Annotated in this window: 15 protein-coding genes; 6 read left to right on the forward strand and 9 right to left on the reverse strand. The window is 39.5% G+C overall.

Annotated elements, in window-relative coordinates:
- Window positions 1-123 precede the first annotated feature (123 nt).
- Window positions 124-894 carry a DeoR/GlpR family transcriptional regulator gene (locus AC0L3Y_RS08115; RefSeq protein ID WP_473470373.1) on the reverse strand — a complete coding sequence of 257 codons (771 nt, stop codon included), beginning with the start codon at window positions 892-894 and terminating at the stop codon, window positions 124-126.
- 158 nt (window positions 895-1,052) lie between these two features.
- Here AC0L3Y_RS08115 and glpK point away from each other — a divergent pair, with 158 nt between their 5' ends.
- Window positions 1,053-2,537: a glycerol kinase GlpK gene (gene glpK / locus AC0L3Y_RS08120; RefSeq protein WP_473470374.1), complete on the forward strand. Its 1,485-nt coding sequence runs from the start codon at window positions 1,053-1,055 to the stop codon at window positions 2,535-2,537.
- Window positions 2,538-2,683: 146 nt separating this feature from the next.
- Window positions 2,684-2,971 carry a hypothetical protein gene (locus tag AC0L3Y_RS08125; protein ID WP_473470375.1) on the forward strand — a complete coding sequence of 96 codons (288 nt, stop codon included), beginning with the start codon at window positions 2,684-2,686 and terminating at the stop codon, window positions 2,969-2,971.
- 110 nt (window positions 2,972-3,081) lie between these two features.
- Here AC0L3Y_RS08125 and AC0L3Y_RS08130 read toward each other — a convergent pair whose 3' ends face one another.
- From AC0L3Y_RS08130 to AC0L3Y_RS08140, 3 genes are all read right to left on the reverse strand, one after another.
- Window positions 3,082-3,597, reverse strand: coding sequence for a DUF501 domain-containing protein (locus tag AC0L3Y_RS08130; RefSeq protein WP_473470376.1), 516 nt, complete (start codon window positions 3,595-3,597; stop codon window positions 3,082-3,084).
- 23 nt (window positions 3,598-3,620) lie between these two features.
- A complete protein-coding gene (locus AC0L3Y_RS08135; RefSeq protein WP_473470377.1) occupies window positions 3,621-4,031 on the reverse strand; it encodes an energy transducer TonB in 411 nt (136 codons plus the stop codon).
- Window positions 4,032-4,211: 180 nt separating this feature from the next.
- Window positions 4,212-5,642, reverse strand: a complete 1,431-nt coding sequence (locus AC0L3Y_RS08140; protein WP_473470378.1) for an aminotransferase-like domain-containing protein — start codon at window positions 5,640-5,642, stop codon at window positions 4,212-4,214.
- Window positions 5,643-5,896: 254 nt separating this feature from the next.
- Between AC0L3Y_RS08140 and AC0L3Y_RS08145 the strand changes: the two genes are divergently transcribed.
- A complete protein-coding gene (locus AC0L3Y_RS08145; RefSeq protein ID WP_473470380.1) occupies window positions 5,897-7,873 on the forward strand; it encodes a methyl-accepting chemotaxis protein in 1,977 nt (658 codons plus the stop codon).
- A gap of 62 nt (window positions 7,874-7,935) precedes the next feature.
- On the forward strand, window positions 7,936-8,415 hold the full coding sequence (locus AC0L3Y_RS08150) for a redoxin family protein (protein WP_473470381.1): 480 nt from the start codon (window positions 7,936-7,938) through the stop codon (window positions 8,413-8,415).
- Window positions 8,416-8,522: 107 nt separating this feature from the next.
- Here AC0L3Y_RS08150 and AC0L3Y_RS08155 read toward each other — a convergent pair whose 3' ends face one another.
- The gene (locus AC0L3Y_RS08155) at window positions 8,523-9,833 is read right to left on the reverse strand and encodes a methyl-accepting chemotaxis protein (RefSeq protein WP_473470383.1); all 1,311 of its coding nucleotides are present in this window, start codon (window positions 9,831-9,833) and stop codon (window positions 8,523-8,525) included.
- 296 nt (window positions 9,834-10,129) lie between these two features.
- Between AC0L3Y_RS08155 and aroQ the strand changes: the two genes are divergently transcribed.
- Window positions 10,130-10,582 (forward strand): type II 3-dehydroquinate dehydratase, encoded by a 453-nt coding sequence (aroQ, locus tag AC0L3Y_RS08160; RefSeq protein ID WP_473470384.1) that lies wholly within the window; start codon window positions 10,130-10,132, stop codon window positions 10,580-10,582.
- 95 nt (window positions 10,583-10,677) lie between these two features.
- On the opposite strand, the gene AC0L3Y_RS08165 is transcribed toward aroQ, so the two are convergent.
- The 3 genes from AC0L3Y_RS08165 to AC0L3Y_RS08175 all read right to left on the reverse strand — a co-directional run bounded on the left by AC0L3Y_RS08165 (window position 10,678) and on the right by AC0L3Y_RS08175 (window position 15,639).
- Complete coding sequence (locus AC0L3Y_RS08165; RefSeq protein ID WP_473470385.1) at window positions 10,678-12,840, reverse strand: methyl-accepting chemotaxis protein; 2,163 nt, start codon at window positions 12,838-12,840, stop codon at window positions 10,678-10,680.
- Between the two features lie 424 nt (window positions 12,841-13,264).
- A complete protein-coding gene (pepQ, locus tag AC0L3Y_RS08170; RefSeq protein ID WP_473470386.1) occupies window positions 13,265-14,551 on the reverse strand; it encodes a Xaa-Pro dipeptidase in 1,287 nt (428 codons plus the stop codon).
- 56 nt (window positions 14,552-14,607) lie between these two features.
- Entirely contained in the window at window positions 14,608-15,639 is a 1,032-nt protein-coding gene (locus tag AC0L3Y_RS08175; protein WP_473470387.1) for an AraC family transcriptional regulator, read from the reverse strand.
- Between the two features lie 164 nt (window positions 15,640-15,803).
- Here AC0L3Y_RS08175 and AC0L3Y_RS08180 point away from each other — a divergent pair, with 164 nt between their 5' ends.
- Window positions 15,804-16,463, forward strand: coding sequence for a cytochrome b/b6 domain-containing protein (locus tag AC0L3Y_RS08180; RefSeq protein ID WP_473470388.1), 660 nt, complete (start codon window positions 15,804-15,806; stop codon window positions 16,461-16,463).
- A gap of 94 nt (window positions 16,464-16,557) precedes the next feature.
- Here AC0L3Y_RS08180 and AC0L3Y_RS08185 read toward each other — a convergent pair whose 3' ends face one another.
- Complete coding sequence (locus AC0L3Y_RS08185; RefSeq protein WP_473470389.1) at window positions 16,558-17,088, reverse strand: peroxiredoxin-like family protein; 531 nt, start codon at window positions 17,086-17,088, stop codon at window positions 16,558-16,560.
- Window positions 17,089-17,251: the final 163 nt, after the last annotated feature.

Consider the following 17,251-nt stretch of genomic DNA (forward strand, 5'->3'; position numbering starts at 1 on the left):
TGAGGTTTATGACAAGATTACATTGTGAAGATTTGATGAATTTATGATCGAATTTAAGTCATAGAATAAAATTGGGAGAGAAAATTAGATAGATTGGGGTGCCTTGGACTTTAATGCCCAAGGTTATCTAGGTGTGCAAAGCTCTAATCGAACATCATGTTCTTTCATTAACTTTATAATGGCTTTTGGTGGTTGCGCATCAGTAAATAGTCGGTCAACTTGAGTCATATTACCTAGACGAACTACGGCATTTCGACCAAATTTACCACTGTCTGCTGCAAGAAAAACAGTGCGTGAATTTGAGATGATACTTTGTGCTACTCGAACTTCTTGATAGTCGTAATCTAGTAATGAACCGTCATTTGGATCAATGCCGCTTATGCCGATAATACCGAAGTCAACGCGAAATTGATTGATGAAATCAATAGTCGCTTCACCCATGACTCCTCCATCTCTGGATCGTACGGTGCCGCCAGCAATAATAACGGTAAAATCTTCCTTTCCACTCAAGATAGCCGCAACATTAAGATTATTGGTGATAACTTGTAAACCTTTATGATTCAGTAAAGCACGAGCCACAGTTTCCGTTGTTGTTCCGATATTGATGAATAAAGAAGCATTATTAGGAATTTCAGACGCAATGCGTTTTGCGATTTGTTCTTTCGCTGGTAACTGCAATATTTGTCTTGCTGCATAGGCAACATTGGTTGTACTTGAGTCGTAACTTGCACCACCATGATGTCGACGAATTTTATCTGCTTTTGCTAATTCATTAATATCGCGGCGTATGGTTTGTGGCGTGACAGCAAACTGGCTGGCTAATTCATCAATAGTTACATAGCCTTGATCTTTTACTATAGCGACAATCTTGTCTTGGCGGGAAAGTTGACCCATGTTGTTTTCTTCTCCTTAAAAAGGTTACTACTTGCTTAATGACTATGCATTGGTTTTTAATGTGTATATTCGTATTTGAATATTTATGTTCAAAAAACAAAACAAAAACAATAAATCATTCATTTTTTGAATGGTTGTGACTTCAAAGAGAATTCACTATGACCCATTATATTCTTGCAATTGACCAAGGCACCACCAGTTCACGAGCTATTTTATTTGATGAAAAAGGTACGCGCGTGGGCCAATCTCAACAAGAGTTTCCGCAAATTTTCCCAAATGATGGTTGGGTAGAACATGATCCGGAGGATATTTGGTCATCGACTTTATCGGTTTGCCAGTCTGTTCTCAAGGATACAGGGATAGATGCACAGGCGATAGCAACCATAGGTATCACAAACCAACGTGAAACAACCATTCTTTGGGATACGGAAACAGGTAAGCCTGTGTACAACGCTATTGTATGGCAAGATCGACGTACAAGTGAATTCTGCCAGTCTTTAACTGAGCAGAACTTGGGAGATAAGGTTCAGGAAAAAACGGGTTTGCTAATCGACCCTTATTTTTCTGCGACCAAGATCCGTTGGGTATTAGATAATGTCGAAGGCGCTCGAGAAAAAGCACAAGCTGGACGTTTGGCATTTGGTACTGTAGATAGCTTCTTATTGTGGCGGTTAACCAATGGTCAGTCATATAAAACCGATGCCACCAATGCGGCTCGTACTATGGCCTTCAATATCCATACTCAAGAATGGGATCGTGAGCTGATAGATATTTTAGGCATTGGTGATGTGCTGTTTCCTAAAGTAATGGATTGTAGTGCCGATTTTGGTGTGATCGATTCGTCATGGTTAGGAGCAGAAATTCCTGTAAATGGTGTTGCTGGGGATCAACAGGCAGCTTTAGTTGGTCAAGCGTGTTTTACACCTGGCATGGTAAAGAGTACATACGGAACCGGTTGTTTCTTGATATTGAATACTGGTGATAAGCCAATTCGTTCGGAGCATAAGTTGCTGACGACGGTGGGTTATCGATTAGACGGCAAAGTGACTTACGCGTTGGAAGGCAGTATTTTTGTCGCTGGTGCGGCAATTCAATGGTTGCGTGATGGATTGAAGTTATTTTCAGATGCGAAAGAAACTCAGAGTCTTGCCAAAAAAGCGTTAAACGATGATTCAGTTTATCTTGTTCCTGCATTCACAGGATTAGGTGCGCCTTATTGGGACCCTGATGCGCGTGGCGCGATGATTGGTTTAACCAGAGACACAAGTGTTGAAGACATCGTCAGCGCTGGATTACGCTCTGTTTGTTATCAAACAAGGGATTTGGTCGGCGCTATGGCCCAAGACGGTGCCACGTTCAGCTCACTAAGAGTGGACGGTGGCATGGTGATTAACGATGTCATGGTGCAGTTTTTAAGTGACTTGCTTGAGATTACGGTAGAGCGTCCTTGTGTCACGGAAACAACCGCATTGGGTGCGGCATTTTTAGCAGGATTGCATGTGGGGTTGTTTAAATCATTAGAGGATGTGTCGAGCCTTTGGCAAGCAGATAAAAGCTTTGAGCCATCTATGGAAAAGGGGACAGGGGATAAATTGTATCAAGGTTGGCAGAAGGCCGTAGATCGTGTGCGGACCCGTAACTAATCTCCCGTTGTGTTTCGATAATTTTGGAACTCTTCTTGATTGGGACCTGTTACGTTTTTCTACATGCTATTACTTGTACCATAGAAGGATTGTGGCTAACTTTATAGAGAAGTTTTATAAGATAGTTTCTATAAAAGGTTTTAAAAATGTCAAAGCAATTTGCCGAAGTGCAACAAGATGATTTCATGAAATTTGGTGGTGAGCGTCCTAGTTATTTAGAAATAGAAGATGCTTTGATGGCCTTGGGCGGACATGGAGTAGGCGGAAACAACTTTAAAAATGAAATGCTTAAACTTGCTGGTTGGACGGGGGGAGCATTGACGACATATGCACAGCGTGCCGTCGTAGCTCAAGCTGCATTTAATAAGATTCGTCAAATACTTCCAAAAGTGAAAACGGAAGATGAACTAAGAGCACAGCTTAAAGTGTCTTAATTGCTTATGAGCGCGTTTTTAAAAAAATAAGGTCGCAAAGGTTTAATCCTTGCTCCCTTATTTTTTTAGTATGTATTTTTAGTTCTGAGCATGTGAATGGCTGGTTTACATTATTCTGCGTCAGCAATTGCTCTGACGTCATACTCTTCATCTAATATACGGCCAATCACATTATTACCTGCAAGGTGATGGGCGTATTGCATATGTAGACATCGTACTTGATCCCAATTGGCAATGCCGCCAATCCCAAGTTTATCAAATAATGGCTTAAAGCCTTTCTCTTCGATAATGGTTTTGTGTTCATCGCTCATCACTTCCCAACGTCTTGCTATGTAATCACGATGAGATGCGTAATGGGCCTCTCTTAATTCTTCATCTTCTTTGATACGCTGCTCTAATTCTTTGACCACTCCATGACTTTCTATTTTAGCCAGAGCTTTGTCTATGGCTTTGCTGGAAAGCCAGTAAAGGGTAGGAAAAGGCTGGTTAAAGACCCAGGTTTCCATTTCGAGTACTTGTGGTGTGCCATTCGGTGAATAGTGTGCAATAGCATTAATTCCGCTTGGCTTACGTCCAAGCTGTGCCGTGATAATGTCGATATCACTTTGAGAGAGAGTGTTTGTCATAGTGTCTTATTATCGTGTGAATGTTATAGAGTGAATGCGGGGAAATTAGCGGCGAACTTTTGTATCCATTCGGCGGCGGCTTCGTTGTAATTAAGTCGTCGACCTGCCATTTTTGCTTGACGTCGGTAGTGTTCTATCTGAGAAAGTTGTTCGATCATTCGAACACAATAACACTCTTCTTTGGTGGGGAATTCAATGGCGATAGCGTAACCCTCTGTTTCTTCACTGCACGATACAATACGGCCAGAAACACAAAAGTTCGGATCGATTTCTTCCAATGTAATTCTTACCGAACATCCATTATCAAAAGGATGCGAAGTTAAGTATGTGATACCGACAAACCCAGCTCTTTCTTCATCAATTTGAGGAAAGTTCTGATCTTCTATTAGGGTGATTTCTAATGGAAGGTCTCTCGGATGTGCAACAAATTCCATCGCAACAAGCCAGCTACTATTTCAGATATTAACGTTATCGGCCAATGAGGCAGAGTGTTTAAAAAAGAATGCGAATTGTACGCTTTTTGCTCTGCCTGTACAGACGAATTTTAAGATATGTGGAAACATATTCATAACCTGTACCTATATATAAAATCCTGTATGTATTTTTATCTGATTTTATTTATTGGGTTCTATCTGTGACGTTTGTTGATAGCAGAGTTTTCCCAGTTTTTTTAGTGCAGCATCTGTCGTATTGTCCCAATGCAGTGCGTAGTTCAATCTAAAATGGTGGCTAAATTGAGCGGTCAAACTAAAGGCTAGACCAGGAAGTAGGCCAATACCATTTTCGAGTGCTTGCGCATGAAGCACCATTGCATCCACTGTATCAGGTAATGACACCCAAAGTAAGAAGCCACCCTTTGGAGTGGATGTTTTGGTACCAGATGGAAAATGTTCGGCGATTAAATCTAGACAACGGGCTAGATTTTCCTGGTATGACAGACGTGTTTTTCTCAAGTGGCGGTCGTACGCGCCGTTTTCTAAGAAATTCGCAATGGCAGTTTGTGTCAGTGTTGGAATGGCCAGAGATTGAACATAGGCATAATGCTCAATTTGTGCTTGGAATTGACCGCCTATTACCCAGCCAATACGAAAACCCGGAGCGATACTTTTAGAAAAAGAGCTGCAGTAAATAACAGTGTTGTTTTTGTCGTCTGCTTTTAGTGCTCGTTCATGTTTATCGCCGTAACTTAGTTCTCCGTAAACATCATCTTCGATTAATATGAAATTATACTGAATAGATTGTTCAAGCAGTGTTTGTCTTGCTTGATGACTAAGTGTCGCTCCTGTTGGGTTCTGGTTATTTGGTGTTACAACGCAAGCTTTGATTTGCCATTTTGTAGCTGCTTCTTCGAGCAAGTTTAAATCTAGCCCTGTTTCTGTTGAGCAGGGAATTTCGATGGCTTTTAAATTTAGCACTTCGATTGCTTGCAATACGCCATGATACGCTGGACTTTCTATGGCGATGGTATCCCCAGCTTTTGCTACAGCTTGTAAGGAAAGCATTAAGGCATTCTGACAGCCTAGGGTGATGGTAATGTCGTCGGGTTGAAGTTGGCAGCTGCTGTCCAGCATTCGAATGGCAATTTGCCTGCGCAAACTGAGAGAGCCGGGGGTAAACTCATAAGAAGCACAAATTTCAGGCTCTAAGCGCATAAGACGGCCAACGGATCGCTGCAATTGTCGAATGGGAAGAAATTGGCTTTTGGGGATTGCTGCACCGAATTGGATGATTCGTTCATCTTGAGACACATGCAATAATCTCTGCAGTAAGGCATGCATTGAACTATCATTTTGAATCGGCTCGATTTTTGCAGATTCTGATGGTTGGGGTTGGTTCTCTTGTACAAAATAGCCTTTTTGTGGTCGGGCTCTGATAACACCTCGATCTTCTAAAAGACTATAGGCTTGTAGCACAGTTGCGACACTAACTTCCATTTGTTTGCTGGATTTACGAACCGATGGGATTTTTGCTCCTGGTAAGAAAATACCTTCATGAACTTGATGTTCAATTTGGTTAGCAATTTTTTCGTAAAGAGGGCAATCCATAAAGCGCAATTCGAATTTATAAAAATAGAGAAGAGCAATCTACCAGATCGATAGATTGAAATAAATCTATGTTAGCGTCAGCTTGTTATGTTCGATATATAAAAAAATCAAATATCCCTAGATTAGGGCGTGTTATTTTTTGTAAACAAAGTATTATTATTTCCTGTGTAAATGGTCAGCTTTTATGGCGGCTGTGTTTTTCAGACAAGGACTGTACTGATGGTTTATAAAGGATCAAAAATTAGAGGTTGATTATGTCATTGTCCGTTATCCAAAGAATCCTATTTGGGTTCAGTATTTTATTTATACTTTTGCTAATGATTGCCGCATCCGGTTTTGTGGGTATTAATAAAATCGAAGATAGATTAAATGTTGTGACTGGGAAAGTTGCCAGTATTACCTCTACTAGCCATGCCTTGAAAGAAGATCTTAGTTTGGCTAATGGTGCTGTATTACGGTACTTGTTGAGTAAATCCCCTGATTCATTAGAAGCATTGTCAGAAAGCTTTATCGCTTCTAAAGAGGACTTTGTTAAGGTTTCAGGCGTGTTAGGTTCTCAACTTGAAGATTTTCATATAATGAACGACGCATTGAAAAATATTAATACTGAAGTAGAAAACTTTTTTAGTTATACCGACATGGCGTTTTCTAATCACAAAACAATGTTGGATATGCAGGCGATCATTGCCCTTGAAAAACTGGATTTAAAAGACGCTATTATTTTTGCCTCTGAAGATTTAGCAATTTTAGAAGAAGATGGTGAGGACTTTGAAATTCAATTCTCAGCTTCTTATATGCAAAGCCAAGTGCAAAGCTTACAAGTTTCCGTTAATGATTACTTTGATTTGCGCAGCTTAGAGAAGATGCAGGAGTTGCGCGATACTATGGCTGCAACTATTTCTGGAATTAAAGACAAGCAAACGTATTTGAAAAATGAAGATATTAATGATTTGGTTAGTGAAATAGAGGCGGGTGTATTATCTGATGATGGCGTAATTGCGAAGCACTATGAAAATGTTCGTTTAGGATTAGAATCTGAAGTACTCGCGAAGCATTTATCTGACAGTATGAACGTTGTGAATTCTCATGTGCAAGAACTCTTATCAGAAACAGCACTCATGAGTGAAGATGCAAAAACAGAAGCCAGTGACGCTGCATCTTTATCAACTCTGATTATAGGTATTGTGTTGGTTATTTCTATTGTTATCGCTGTCTTGGTTGCCTTGTGGGTAAGCCGGAGCATTCGTCTACCATTAAAAGAAGTGATGACGGTACTAGGTAAAATATCTGATGGTGACTTTACACAACGTAGTTCAGTGAAGACCAAGGATGAGTTTGGTGAACTGTCAGGTTGGGTGAATGGGTTGGTGGCTAAGCTGCAGTCGGTTATGTCAGAAATTGATCAAGCCTCAAATGAGGTGTCCGTTTCTGCAGGTAACAATGTCCGGTTGGCTAGTGATTCTAAAAAGCTGATGGGTGCTCAGAATGAAAGAACGACAGAAGTTGCTTCCTCCATGGATGAGATGGTCACAGCGGTGAACCAAGTGGCTCAAAGTTCGGAAGTTATTCTTCATCAAATTCAATCTGTTGATGAAAGAACGAATCAAAACCGTGCTCAAATGGATTCGAATATTGAGAAGATTGAACATCTCTTATTGAAAATTGAAGAATCAACTACGGTTGTTAACCAGCTTGATGAGCATTCTAAAAATATCGATCGTATTTTGGATGTTATTCAAGAAATTGCTGAACAAACAAATTTGTTGGCACTGAATGCCGCGATTGAAGCGGCCCGTGCTGGTGAACAAGGTCGAGGTTTCTCTGTTGTAGCGGATGAAGTTCGTACCTTAGCGACTCGAACACATAATTCCACGGAAGAAATTCAACAGGTAATTGTTCAATTACAGCAAGGTGTGACGAAAACAGTTGGCAGTATGGAAGAGAGCCGTATCAGCGCAACGTCTAGTGTAGAAGAAGCTCAAGCGGTCGGTATATCGTTAAGTGAATTGCAAACAAGTATGGCTGAAATTCGTGACTTGAGTACACAAATTGCGGCCGCGGCAGAAGAACAATCGGCTGTTGCGCAAGAAATCAGACAGAATGTACTAGAAATATCTGAAATGTCTGAACAAGCATCGCAAGGTTCTGATCAAAGTGAAAGAGACAGTGAAGGTTTATCAAATTTGGCTTCTCATCAGAAGCATCTTCTTAGCCAATTTAAAATTGTTTAATAGTGTTTCTAAGATAGGTTGCGTTAATATATGCGCAACTTAATTCTTTGGAGATAAAGTCTATGTCGATTTTTATTGGCGATATGCTGCCCCATGGTTCGTTTCAAGTCATGGGAGAAGAAGGTCCAGAAACAGTAGATGTGACAGAGTTTTTCTCAGGAAAAACTGTACTTATGTTTGCTGTTCCTGGCGCGTTTACTCCAACTTGTAGTGCGAGTCATTTACCGGGTTTTGTTGTGCATTATGATGCATTGAAAGAAAAAGGCATTGACGAAATTGTTTGTCTTTCTGTTAACGATGTTTTTGTTATGCATGCATGGGGTGAGGCAAATAATGCTGAAAATCTAGTTATGGCATCGGATGGTTTGGCTGAATTTACTTGCTCCATGGGTCTAGAGTTAGATATCTCTGCGGCTAAAATGGGAATTCGTAGTCGTCGTTACGCCATGCTTGTATCGAATGGTATTGTTCAACAGCTTTGGTTGGATGAGCCAGGTGAATACAAAGTAAGTTCTGCTGAGTATGTTTTATCACAGTTATGAACGCTTGCTTAACTGCTTAGATTAGAAATTCAAACAAAAAATCCGCTACTGGTATCTAGTAATAGATCATTGGTAAGCGGATTTTTTTATAGTGGCATTAACCTACTTTATCTTTTGTCAGTATCAAGTAATTGACTGACTGTGCTGGCAACGTGTTCAGCTCCTGTTAATATCTCAGCAATGATGCCAGACGCTTCCTGAATAAGTAGAGCGTTTTCGGCTGATTGCTCACTCACATTACTCATGCTTGTTTTAGCTTGGCGTGTTAAATTACTGTTCTGGGCAACCATCTCTTCGATTTCAACTGTTGATGTGCTCGTTCTAGCAGCAAGAGTACGTACTTCATCAGCAACAACAGCAAAACCTCGTCCATGTTCTCCAGCGCGGGCTGCTTCTATTGCTGCGTTTAAGGCTAATAAATTCGTTTGATCTGCAATCGAACCAATGGTTGTGACTATTTTTGCGATGTTTTCGGATTGTTTATTTAGTTGTTCTATTAATTCTGTTGATACTCCAATTTCATCGACAATTTTATTAGACGTTTCTACTGTTTGACGTAAAATGTCTGAGCCATTTTCTGATACTTGAGCTGTTTCAATTGAAGTGGAGTGAGCGACTTGAGCTGCATGTTGAATAGCCATTTGACCGTTCACACGATCCGTTATATTTGATGCTACTTTAATAACTTTTACTACTTTACCTGAATTGTCGTAGATGGGATTGTAGCTGGCTTCTAGCCATATAGTTTCACCATGTTTATTTATTCGTTCGAATTGACCCGTTTTAAAATCACCATTCGCTAATTCTTCCCAAAAGTGAGGATGATTTTCATAAAAGCCATCCTTACAAAATTGACGATGGTGCTGACCTGCAATTTCTTTAACAGAGTGAAACCCTATAGCTGAAAGGAAGTTATTATTGGCTGTTATGACAGTGCCATCAGGTTTAAATTCAATAATGGCGTTTGAGCGGTCTATCGCGTCATAGATGGCTGTTTGATCGTCAGAGAGTAATTTTGTTTTGGTAATGTCTGAAGCGATTTTCATTACCTTCACAACTTTGCCATCTACTTCAATTGGAAAGTAAGTTGCTTCTAGCCAAAGAGCTACGTCATCTTTTCTTTTTCGTAAAAAAGTACCTTGTTGGCATTGATTCGAAGCAAGCTTAGGCCAGAAATTTTTGTATTCTGAACTTGAAGAAACTTCTTGAGGACAAAGCATTGAGTGATGTTGACCTTGTAGTTCCTCTAAAGAATACCCTACAGTGCCTAGAAATAATGGGTTTGCATTTAAAATCGTACCATCAGGCAAGAAATAAATAATGGCGCAAAAATTATTCATTGCGTTCAGCAATACATCATTTTCGGATACTTTTAGTGTTTCATTATCTTGATGTGCTGTTTTTTTTGTAAAGAACATAATAATTCCTTGGTCTAAATGCTCATTTTTGTAAGGTATAATTCGTATGTAGTGTAGGGGTAATCCTACATTGTTTTTTATGCTTTTTTGTTTGTTTTTAGTGAAAAGATGTTTCAGATGTTTTTTATAAAAGGGTTCAGTCATTTTCAAACAGTCTTAATGTTAAAAAATATAAATAAGTGTAAATGTTTGAAGTAGATTAATTGTAATATTTCAAATTATTATCCTTCTACTGAGTGTTTTTTGGTTTGATGGTAGGATTTATTACTTCGTGCAGACCTACAGGGGAAAAAATTATGTCTAGTATCATGGTGTTAAACGGTCCGAACTTAAATTTACTTGGGACTCGTGAGCCAGAAACATACGGTCATGAGACATTGTTTGATGTTGAAGCTATGTGTCGCGATACTGCGTCGGCTTTAGGCCATGAAATTGAATTTCATCAATCGAATCATGAAGGTGTATTGATTGACCTTATTCATGAAGCTGGAAGACGAATGAAGAAAGGTGAATTGCTGGGCGTTGTGTTTAATCCTGGTGCCTATACACATACTTCTATCGCATTGCATGATGCGATTAAAGGAACATCTGTTCCTGTTATCGAAGTGCATATTTCAAATGTTCATGCCCGTGAGTCTTTTCGCCATCATTCTTATATTTCTCCTGCGGCGACAGGTATTATTGTTGGTTTGGGTATACAGGGGTATGCATTGGGGATTCAAGGTTTGGTGAATAAAGTGCCAAATTAAGTGAACGATTTCTTAAATGTCCACAATATTTTGTTATGAAAAAAACTGGAAAGACAGTGCTCTCCAGCTTTTTATGGGTAATATCTTCACCGTATTTATGATTTTGCGGTGACTTGAAATTGTCCGATAAGCGAGTCTAATTTTAATGCAGATAAGCCCACTCTGGATGAACGGTTTTGTAGAGCCGCAATTGAGCGTCTCATTTGTTCAGTAGCGGCCCCCATTTCTTGAACAGTGTTAGCATTTTCTCTGTTACTGTCATTGAGTAATAAAATCGCTTCAAACATTGAGTCAACGAGCTCATACAAGGCTTTATCACCTGTATTGCTTTGCTCATTGGCCTGTAGGTTTCTATCGACGTTTTCTGCCCCTTTTTCCATAAAGCTCACAGCATTGCGTGTTTCTTCTTGAATCCCTTCCAGCATAGTCTGTATCTCTTCTGCTGCTAATGCTGTTTTTGATGCCAAGCTGCGAACTTCGTCTGCTACAACAGAGAATCCTCGCCCATGTTCGCCTGCTCTGGCTGCTTCAATTGCAGCATTTAAAGCAAGTAGGTTTGTTTGATTGGTTATATCTGAAATTGTTGTAATGATTCCTGCTATTTCATTGGTTTTTTGATCCAATGATTTCACTGAGTCTGCGGTGGTTCTTACCACGTCTCGTATTTCTTGCGTGCCACTTTTAGCCTCTTTTAAACGAGACTGCGTTTCTTCAGCAACTTGCTCCATCGTTTGCTTAAGTTTTTTAGCTGTTTGAGAAGCGCTTTGTACTTCCTCCACTTGCTGTTGAAATACTTTGAGCATGCTTTCCACAGAAGATTCAAGATAATGAGATGCTTGTCTTGCTTCTTCGTTAGTTCGAACCATAAAGTCGTTTGATTGTTTTACATTCGTACTTGCTGAAATGACTTGTCCCATTGTGCTATCAAGGTTATCGATGAAACTGTTCATCCATCTACCCATGTCACCAGTTTCATCATGCTCTAAGTTCTCATTAAGACGTTGTCTTAAGTTTCCTTCACCTTCGGCAATTGTCTGAATAACCTCAGTCATCTGACTCATGTTGCGGCTTATTTTTCGAGTGCTTAACTTATTGAAAAAGAATCCAGCCAGCACAAGACTGGCAAAAGCGGCAGAGCTAATCATCCCAACTGATAGATTGGTGTATGCTTGTAAGGTCGTGCTCACGATTAAAGGAAGACTGGATGCTAGAAGGTAACTTTTGATTAGCTTTTGATTGATAGAGCGACGACGATAAACTTCTTCTAAGTCTCCTTCGCACATCATACCCCAAGTATCTGGACTACCTTTTAATTGGAAAGTTACCCCTTTTCCAATAACTGGAATATGCCGGTAATCAGAATAGCCTGGATAGGTAACAAATAGATTTTGACCATTTTTAATGGTTTCTCGCACACCAGGGTGAAGTTCTTTAGTTGCGGGATCAGTGAAACGGATTTCAAATTCTGTGTGATGCCTTACTTTTACAGTTCCCCAATTTGTCTTAATACCTCCTTTTAGATTTTCGCCATGGCTGAAGGTATTATCTTCAAAGCGAGATCGAGATAAGGCAGTACCGGGTAAAATGTTTTGGTCGTGTTCTGACTTGACCATAAATAAATAATTGTCGCCTGACTCTTTATAAATATGGCCAGCTTCCCGTTGGATTAAATCGCCTAAAACATCATTAGGAACACGTGCACAAACGGCACCAACACTGATGCCATTTTGTTTTATTGGAAGGTAAAACATGAGTGTCACAGCATCATGGAATTTCGAGCTTGAATTACCTATGCTAACTGTATTTTGATCAATATAAGGGCCATGAAGGAAATGGTTACTTAACCCTGCCGTAACGGCTTTGGCTTCTAAATCTGTTTTGTTGATACGTTCTTTTGCTGTGGAATTGATGACTTTTCCCTGAATATCAATGACAAAATATTCAGATACATCAGGTACGATGTTTTTCCTTTCTTCAAGCGTATTTAACTTTATATTAGGAAATGTATTTCCAACCATGTCTAACAATACTTCTAACTGGGACCATTGATTATTTACCCAAGTGTTGAGTAACTTAACTCGTGTATTCGCGATCCCTTCAAAGGTTTTTTCAACATTTTGATACATTTCTTGGTTCAAATAACACGACCAAAAAAGTGATATCCGACCTGTATTGCCGAACCAAGGTAGCCAACGACGTTCTTTTTGAGAGAGAAACATCTGACTGCTTTTCAAACTCATACTGCTTTTAGAACTCATATTTATATCTGCTCCATTGCATTCAGTGTCCGCCTCGTTGCGGTCACCTAAAAGGTGAGTTCAAAAAAGCAATTTTCTGACCACTATATTGTCATATAAATATTTTGGTTTGATCCTCTAGAAGAGTATGAAAAAACACTATAATTCGACTGCTTGAGATGTAAAAAACAGTGTTTTATTGAGCAAATTTTTGTCGGTTTTTGTCAAGAAACGTTAGTTTCATGTTTTATTTTAGTGAAATTGAACACGAATGAAGCATTTCTTCTTTGTTTTAGGTGTTTTTGCTTTTTTGTGGTGCATTTTATATCAACTTAAAATAGAAGGAAGTTGAGGGAATTCAGAGAAGAACCCCAAAATATATATGAATCTACAGCATTTATATTTTGGGTTTAATTGGTGTTCTCTAATTATTCTTAATGATTTTCTATACGTCGAAAGCGATTCGAGTGAGATTTTCTGGTTGATGACTTTTTACAACCACATTGTCTTCAATACGAATTCCACCATAAGGTATGAAGTGTTCTATCTTAGATAAATCACAACCATGATTGGAACTTTCTGCTTTCATCTTTTCTATTAGCATTGGAATGAAGTACAAGCCAGGTTCTATGGTGATCACCATGTTTTCTTCTAAGGTACGAGTTAAGCGTAAGAAGGGGGCTGTATCATCAGGTAAGCTTAATGTACCTACTTGATCGATTTGGTGGCCGCCCACATCGTGTACTTGTAAACCAAGTAAATGACCTAATCCGTGAGGGAAAAATACTTGTGGGATGTTTTTGGCTAGCTGTTCCTCAATGCTTAATGAGCAAATCTTATGTTCATATAATAAAGTGGCAATACCTCTGAGCGCTTCTTGATGCAAGTCTCTAAAGGCAACTCCTGATGTGGCACTTTGACAAAGTTTTTGTTCCATCTTATCCATATCATTAAGTAAAGCACTGAAGTCATCATCATGACGAACAAAAGTACGGGTGATATCGCTGGCGTAGCCATGTTCGTTTGCGCCAGCATCAATAAGAAGTGTTCGAGAAGTTGTATTGTGTGCGATGCTTTTATGCTCGTAATGTAATATAGCAGCGTGTTCGTCTAAACCAACAATGCCAGGATAAGGTTCTTGAGTAGCAGTTTGCTGACTAGCTTGTAAAAACGCCAGGTGAATGTCGAGCTCGCTCATACCTGCTAAAAAGGCTACCTTTGCGGCACAGTGACCTTTCGCACCTCGAATATTGGCGTTGCGCATAGCTTGAATTTCAAAGGGCGTTTTTACCGCTTTTTCAAAATCGACATAAGCTTTTAAATCATCGTAAGGTGTTACAAAAGACATGGGGTTTGGGCCAAGCCAAGCGGTACTTTCGGGTAAATTAGTAAACCATTTATCGTTTTTTCTAGCAGGAATGATGGTCCAATATGGCTGCCATTCTCCTTCAGGAATCAAGTTAGGCGCGTGCCAAAAATCATCACGAATAGGCCAAATTAAAGTCGGTTTCTCTCCCGCTTTTAGAATAATGTAGGTTTCTGCTCCTAGAGAAAATGGAAGCCATTGTTGTGCACCAGAGTAAGCATGGAATGGGTGTGTATGGTCATCTTGGAAGTAGTAACTCTTTTCTCCTGACGCCAATACGATAACGTCGATAGCAAAATGTTCCATGGCCTTTTCATAACGGTTGGTTAGAAGTGTTAAATGATCATGATAGAGCGTGGTTGTCATAACGAAAGACTCATATTTATCTAAATGTAGTTGTAAGAAACAGAGCTGCAGAGCATCTATTTAATTGGTAAATGCACAAGGGTGACGTAATTTTTTGAGCTGTCTGTTTGTGTTGGGCCAACCTCAAATACCTCCACACCATATCGGTGACGGTTTACTTTTAAACCTTTAAGTCTCATAAAATTATAGAGCACATGCCAAGCCAAAGATAAATTCTGATAGCAGCCGAAATAACGCAAATGAAGGTATTTACCATGCAATACAATTCTTTCAGGACAAAGTACGCAGGGAACAACATTTTGTACTGGAACGCCTAGGCGGCCAGAAAAGTAATGGTGAGCAAGGTCTACTTTTTTATAGAGCGCAAAACTAGGGCCTGCTGGTGGATTTTCTGGCCCCAACTCAGTGACTAAGTCATGAAAGCCTTGGTCCATTTTTTGTGACATAGGTTGATTGCTGACAACAAAAGCTCGTGTTACTGCATCAATGTTGCCTAAACGTGTCTGATCAAGCCATTCAAAAGCGGGAGTATCGTCTTCGCTGTCGTTAGTTGGTTGGTGTTTATCTAAATGTGCCAAGAGCTTTAACAGAGCCAATTCAGCGTCTTTGCTTGCTCTGATTGTGTAATCTGTTTGCATCCAGCGTTTGAAGAGAGGCAATTTTCCCGATATTTGAATAGTGATTAATGTACGTTCTTTTTGCTTTGTTAAATCAATGTTGAAATGGGTGTCTTCAGGGTAAAAAGCTGGTGCTTCTAATGATGTATGAAAATACAGAGCACTCGATCTAGCCGGTTCTAGGGTTATATAGCCTTCCTTAACCAAGGGGCCACGCCAAATTAAACAGGAAGGAACAACGGACAATACGCCAGAATTAAGGTATTCGTAGGTTACGTCTGCATCTTTGTCATAAATTAACCAAGGTAACCAGCCGGACCAATTCGTTAAATCTCCTAAGTCTTCAGCAACAATGTCAATCGGGAGGTTAATTGATCTATGGAATCGGCTGAAAAAGCGACCATTAGATAATAGTAAATAAGAGATCAATATTGCACTAAACAATGTGATTAGGAATAACATGACAACCATATTTGTCTCACTCTTTGTTTATTATGCAGTTTGGTAGAAAGGCATTGATTGACTGACTCTTCTATGTAGATAAAGTGAATAATACTTTTCACAGCATAGTGTTTAATGTCACTCTTTGGCAAGTAAGTGTGGATAGATTAATGATGGTTTATGAGGGGGCTAATATGAAGTCAACATTGGTATGGGATTGGCCTGTGCGTATTAGTCATTGGTTAATGGTGCTTCTTTTCACAGGGTTGATTCTGACAGGTAAATCAGATGAAGATTATATCCAATACCACTTCTATATGGGATATGGCTTATCCTCTGTCATTGTTGCCCGAGTACTATATGGTTTCTATGGTTCACGTTATGCGCTTTTTAGCCAGTTTGTTAAAAGTCCAAGAGTTGTATTAAATTACGCCAAATCATTTTTATCTGGTCAACCTAAAAAGTACTTGGGACATAATCCATTAGGCGCATTAATGGTGGTCGCCTTGCTGCTGACATTAAGTGTTCAATGGGGGAGTGGGCTTTTCACCAGTGATGAGGTTTTTTGGTTTGGACCCTTCTATTCTTTGATTTCTGAAGACTTGGCTTCACAACTAGCATCTATTCATCACTTTTTACCTAATTGGTTACTTGGTCTTGTGACGATACATGTCTTAGCTGTGCTCTATCATGAGCTTTGTCTGAAAGAACGTTTAATTGGGGCTATGGTTCATGGTCGAAAACTATCTCAGGTACCTCCCGTTTCAAAAGTTAAAACACCCCGTTGGGGAGTTATATTCTCTTTGCTCATGGGATTGTCTTGGTTGGCTGTGCTTTGGATGGTGCCTATTTAAAAGTATTGGAATAGATACTAAAAAGTAGAGTCTAAATACACTCTACTTTTTAGTGAAATTACTTTTTGTCTTAGTACAGAACTTGATCTGAGTATTAAACTAATTCGCCACGTGCTGGGTAGTTTTTAGTTATTGCGAATTCGACAGCACCAAGGACTTCTTTGAAGTGTGGGCGGGCGAACGGCATAGTGCTAATGTTACTCCAGTATAAAGTACCATCTGGACGGACTAAGAATAATCCTGGTTCAGTGAATTCTGCTGGCTCTTCAATGCCAATGCTTGTTAAACCTTTTCCTGCACTACGATGTAACCCCCAAGCTTGAGATTGTTCTACGCTTAACCCGTAACCCATAGTTAGGTTTTCAATTTCCCATTCTGTAGAGGCCAATTGAGCACGTTCTTGAGTATCACTACTAAGAGCCAGAATACTTACGCCTTTTCCCGCGAAGTCGTCAGCTAGTCGGCTTAGTTCTTTCAAATAGTTTTTGCAAACTGGACAATGTAGACCACGATAAACAACGATCATGGTGAAATTCTCAGGTGTTTGTTCTGCTAAAGACCAAGTGCCGTTAAGTGTGCTTAGTGTTAATTCTGGTGTGCTAACTCTAGGTTTTAATACAACCATGTTCATTTCCTCATTGACTTAGTTATTTTCTATAAGGGCATATTACTCTGTTGTTTGATACGATAAGTGTTTAATAATATTAAATATGTTGCAGATCGTATTTTAAGTTCTGAGGATAGTTTCTTAGATAGCAGGTTTAAAGCAATTTTTTTGACAAATAAGT

The organism is Marinomonas sp. GJ51-14 (assembly GCF_055808695.1).

What these genes read in the sequence shown, in the direction of transcription:
- pepQ (WP_473470386.1), bottom strand. Translation starts at nt 14,551, where the DNA reads ATGACAACCACGCTCTATCATGATCATTTAACACTTCTAACCAACCGT.
- aroQ (WP_473470384.1), top strand. Translation starts at nt 10,130, where the DNA reads ATGTCTAGTATCATGGTGTTAAACGGTCCGAACTTAAATTTACTTGGG.
- AC0L3Y_RS08155 (WP_473470383.1), bottom strand. Translation starts at nt 9,833, where the DNA reads ATGTTCTTTACAAAAAAAACAGCACATCAAGATAATGAAACACTAAAA.
- AC0L3Y_RS08130 (WP_473470376.1), bottom strand. Translation starts at nt 3,597, where the DNA reads ATGACAAACACTCTCTCTCAAAGTGATATCGACATTATCACGGCACAG.
- AC0L3Y_RS08185 (WP_473470389.1), bottom strand. Translation starts at nt 17,088, where the DNA reads ATGGTTGTATTAAAACCTAGAGTTAGCACACCAGAATTAACACTAAGC.
- AC0L3Y_RS08150 (WP_473470381.1), top strand. Translation starts at nt 7,936, where the DNA reads ATGTCGATTTTTATTGGCGATATGCTGCCCCATGGTTCGTTTCAAGTC.
- AC0L3Y_RS08165 (WP_473470385.1), bottom strand. Translation starts at nt 12,840, where the DNA reads ATGAGTTCTAAAAGCAGTATGAGTTTGAAAAGCAGTCAGATGTTTCTC.
- AC0L3Y_RS08175 (WP_473470387.1), bottom strand. Translation starts at nt 15,639, where the DNA reads ATGGTTGTCATGTTATTCCTAATCACATTGTTTAGTGCAATATTGATC.
- glpK (WP_473470374.1), top strand. Translation starts at nt 1,053, where the DNA reads ATGACCCATTATATTCTTGCAATTGACCAAGGCACCACCAGTTCACGA.
- AC0L3Y_RS08135 (WP_473470377.1), bottom strand. Translation starts at nt 4,031, where the DNA reads ATGGAATTTGTTGCACATCCGAGAGACCTTCCATTAGAAATCACCCTA.
- AC0L3Y_RS08145 (WP_473470380.1), top strand. Translation starts at nt 5,897, where the DNA reads ATGTCATTGTCCGTTATCCAAAGAATCCTATTTGGGTTCAGTATTTTA.
- AC0L3Y_RS08115 (WP_473470373.1), bottom strand. Translation starts at nt 894, where the DNA reads ATGGGTCAACTTTCCCGCCAAGACAAGATTGTCGCTATAGTAAAAGAT.
- AC0L3Y_RS08140 (WP_473470378.1), bottom strand. Translation starts at nt 5,642, where the DNA reads ATGGATTGCCCTCTTTACGAAAAAATTGCTAACCAAATTGAACATCAA.
- AC0L3Y_RS08125 (WP_473470375.1), top strand. Translation starts at nt 2,684, where the DNA reads ATGTCAAAGCAATTTGCCGAAGTGCAACAAGATGATTTCATGAAATTT.
- AC0L3Y_RS08180 (WP_473470388.1), top strand. Translation starts at nt 15,804, where the DNA reads ATGAAGTCAACATTGGTATGGGATTGGCCTGTGCGTATTAGTCATTGG.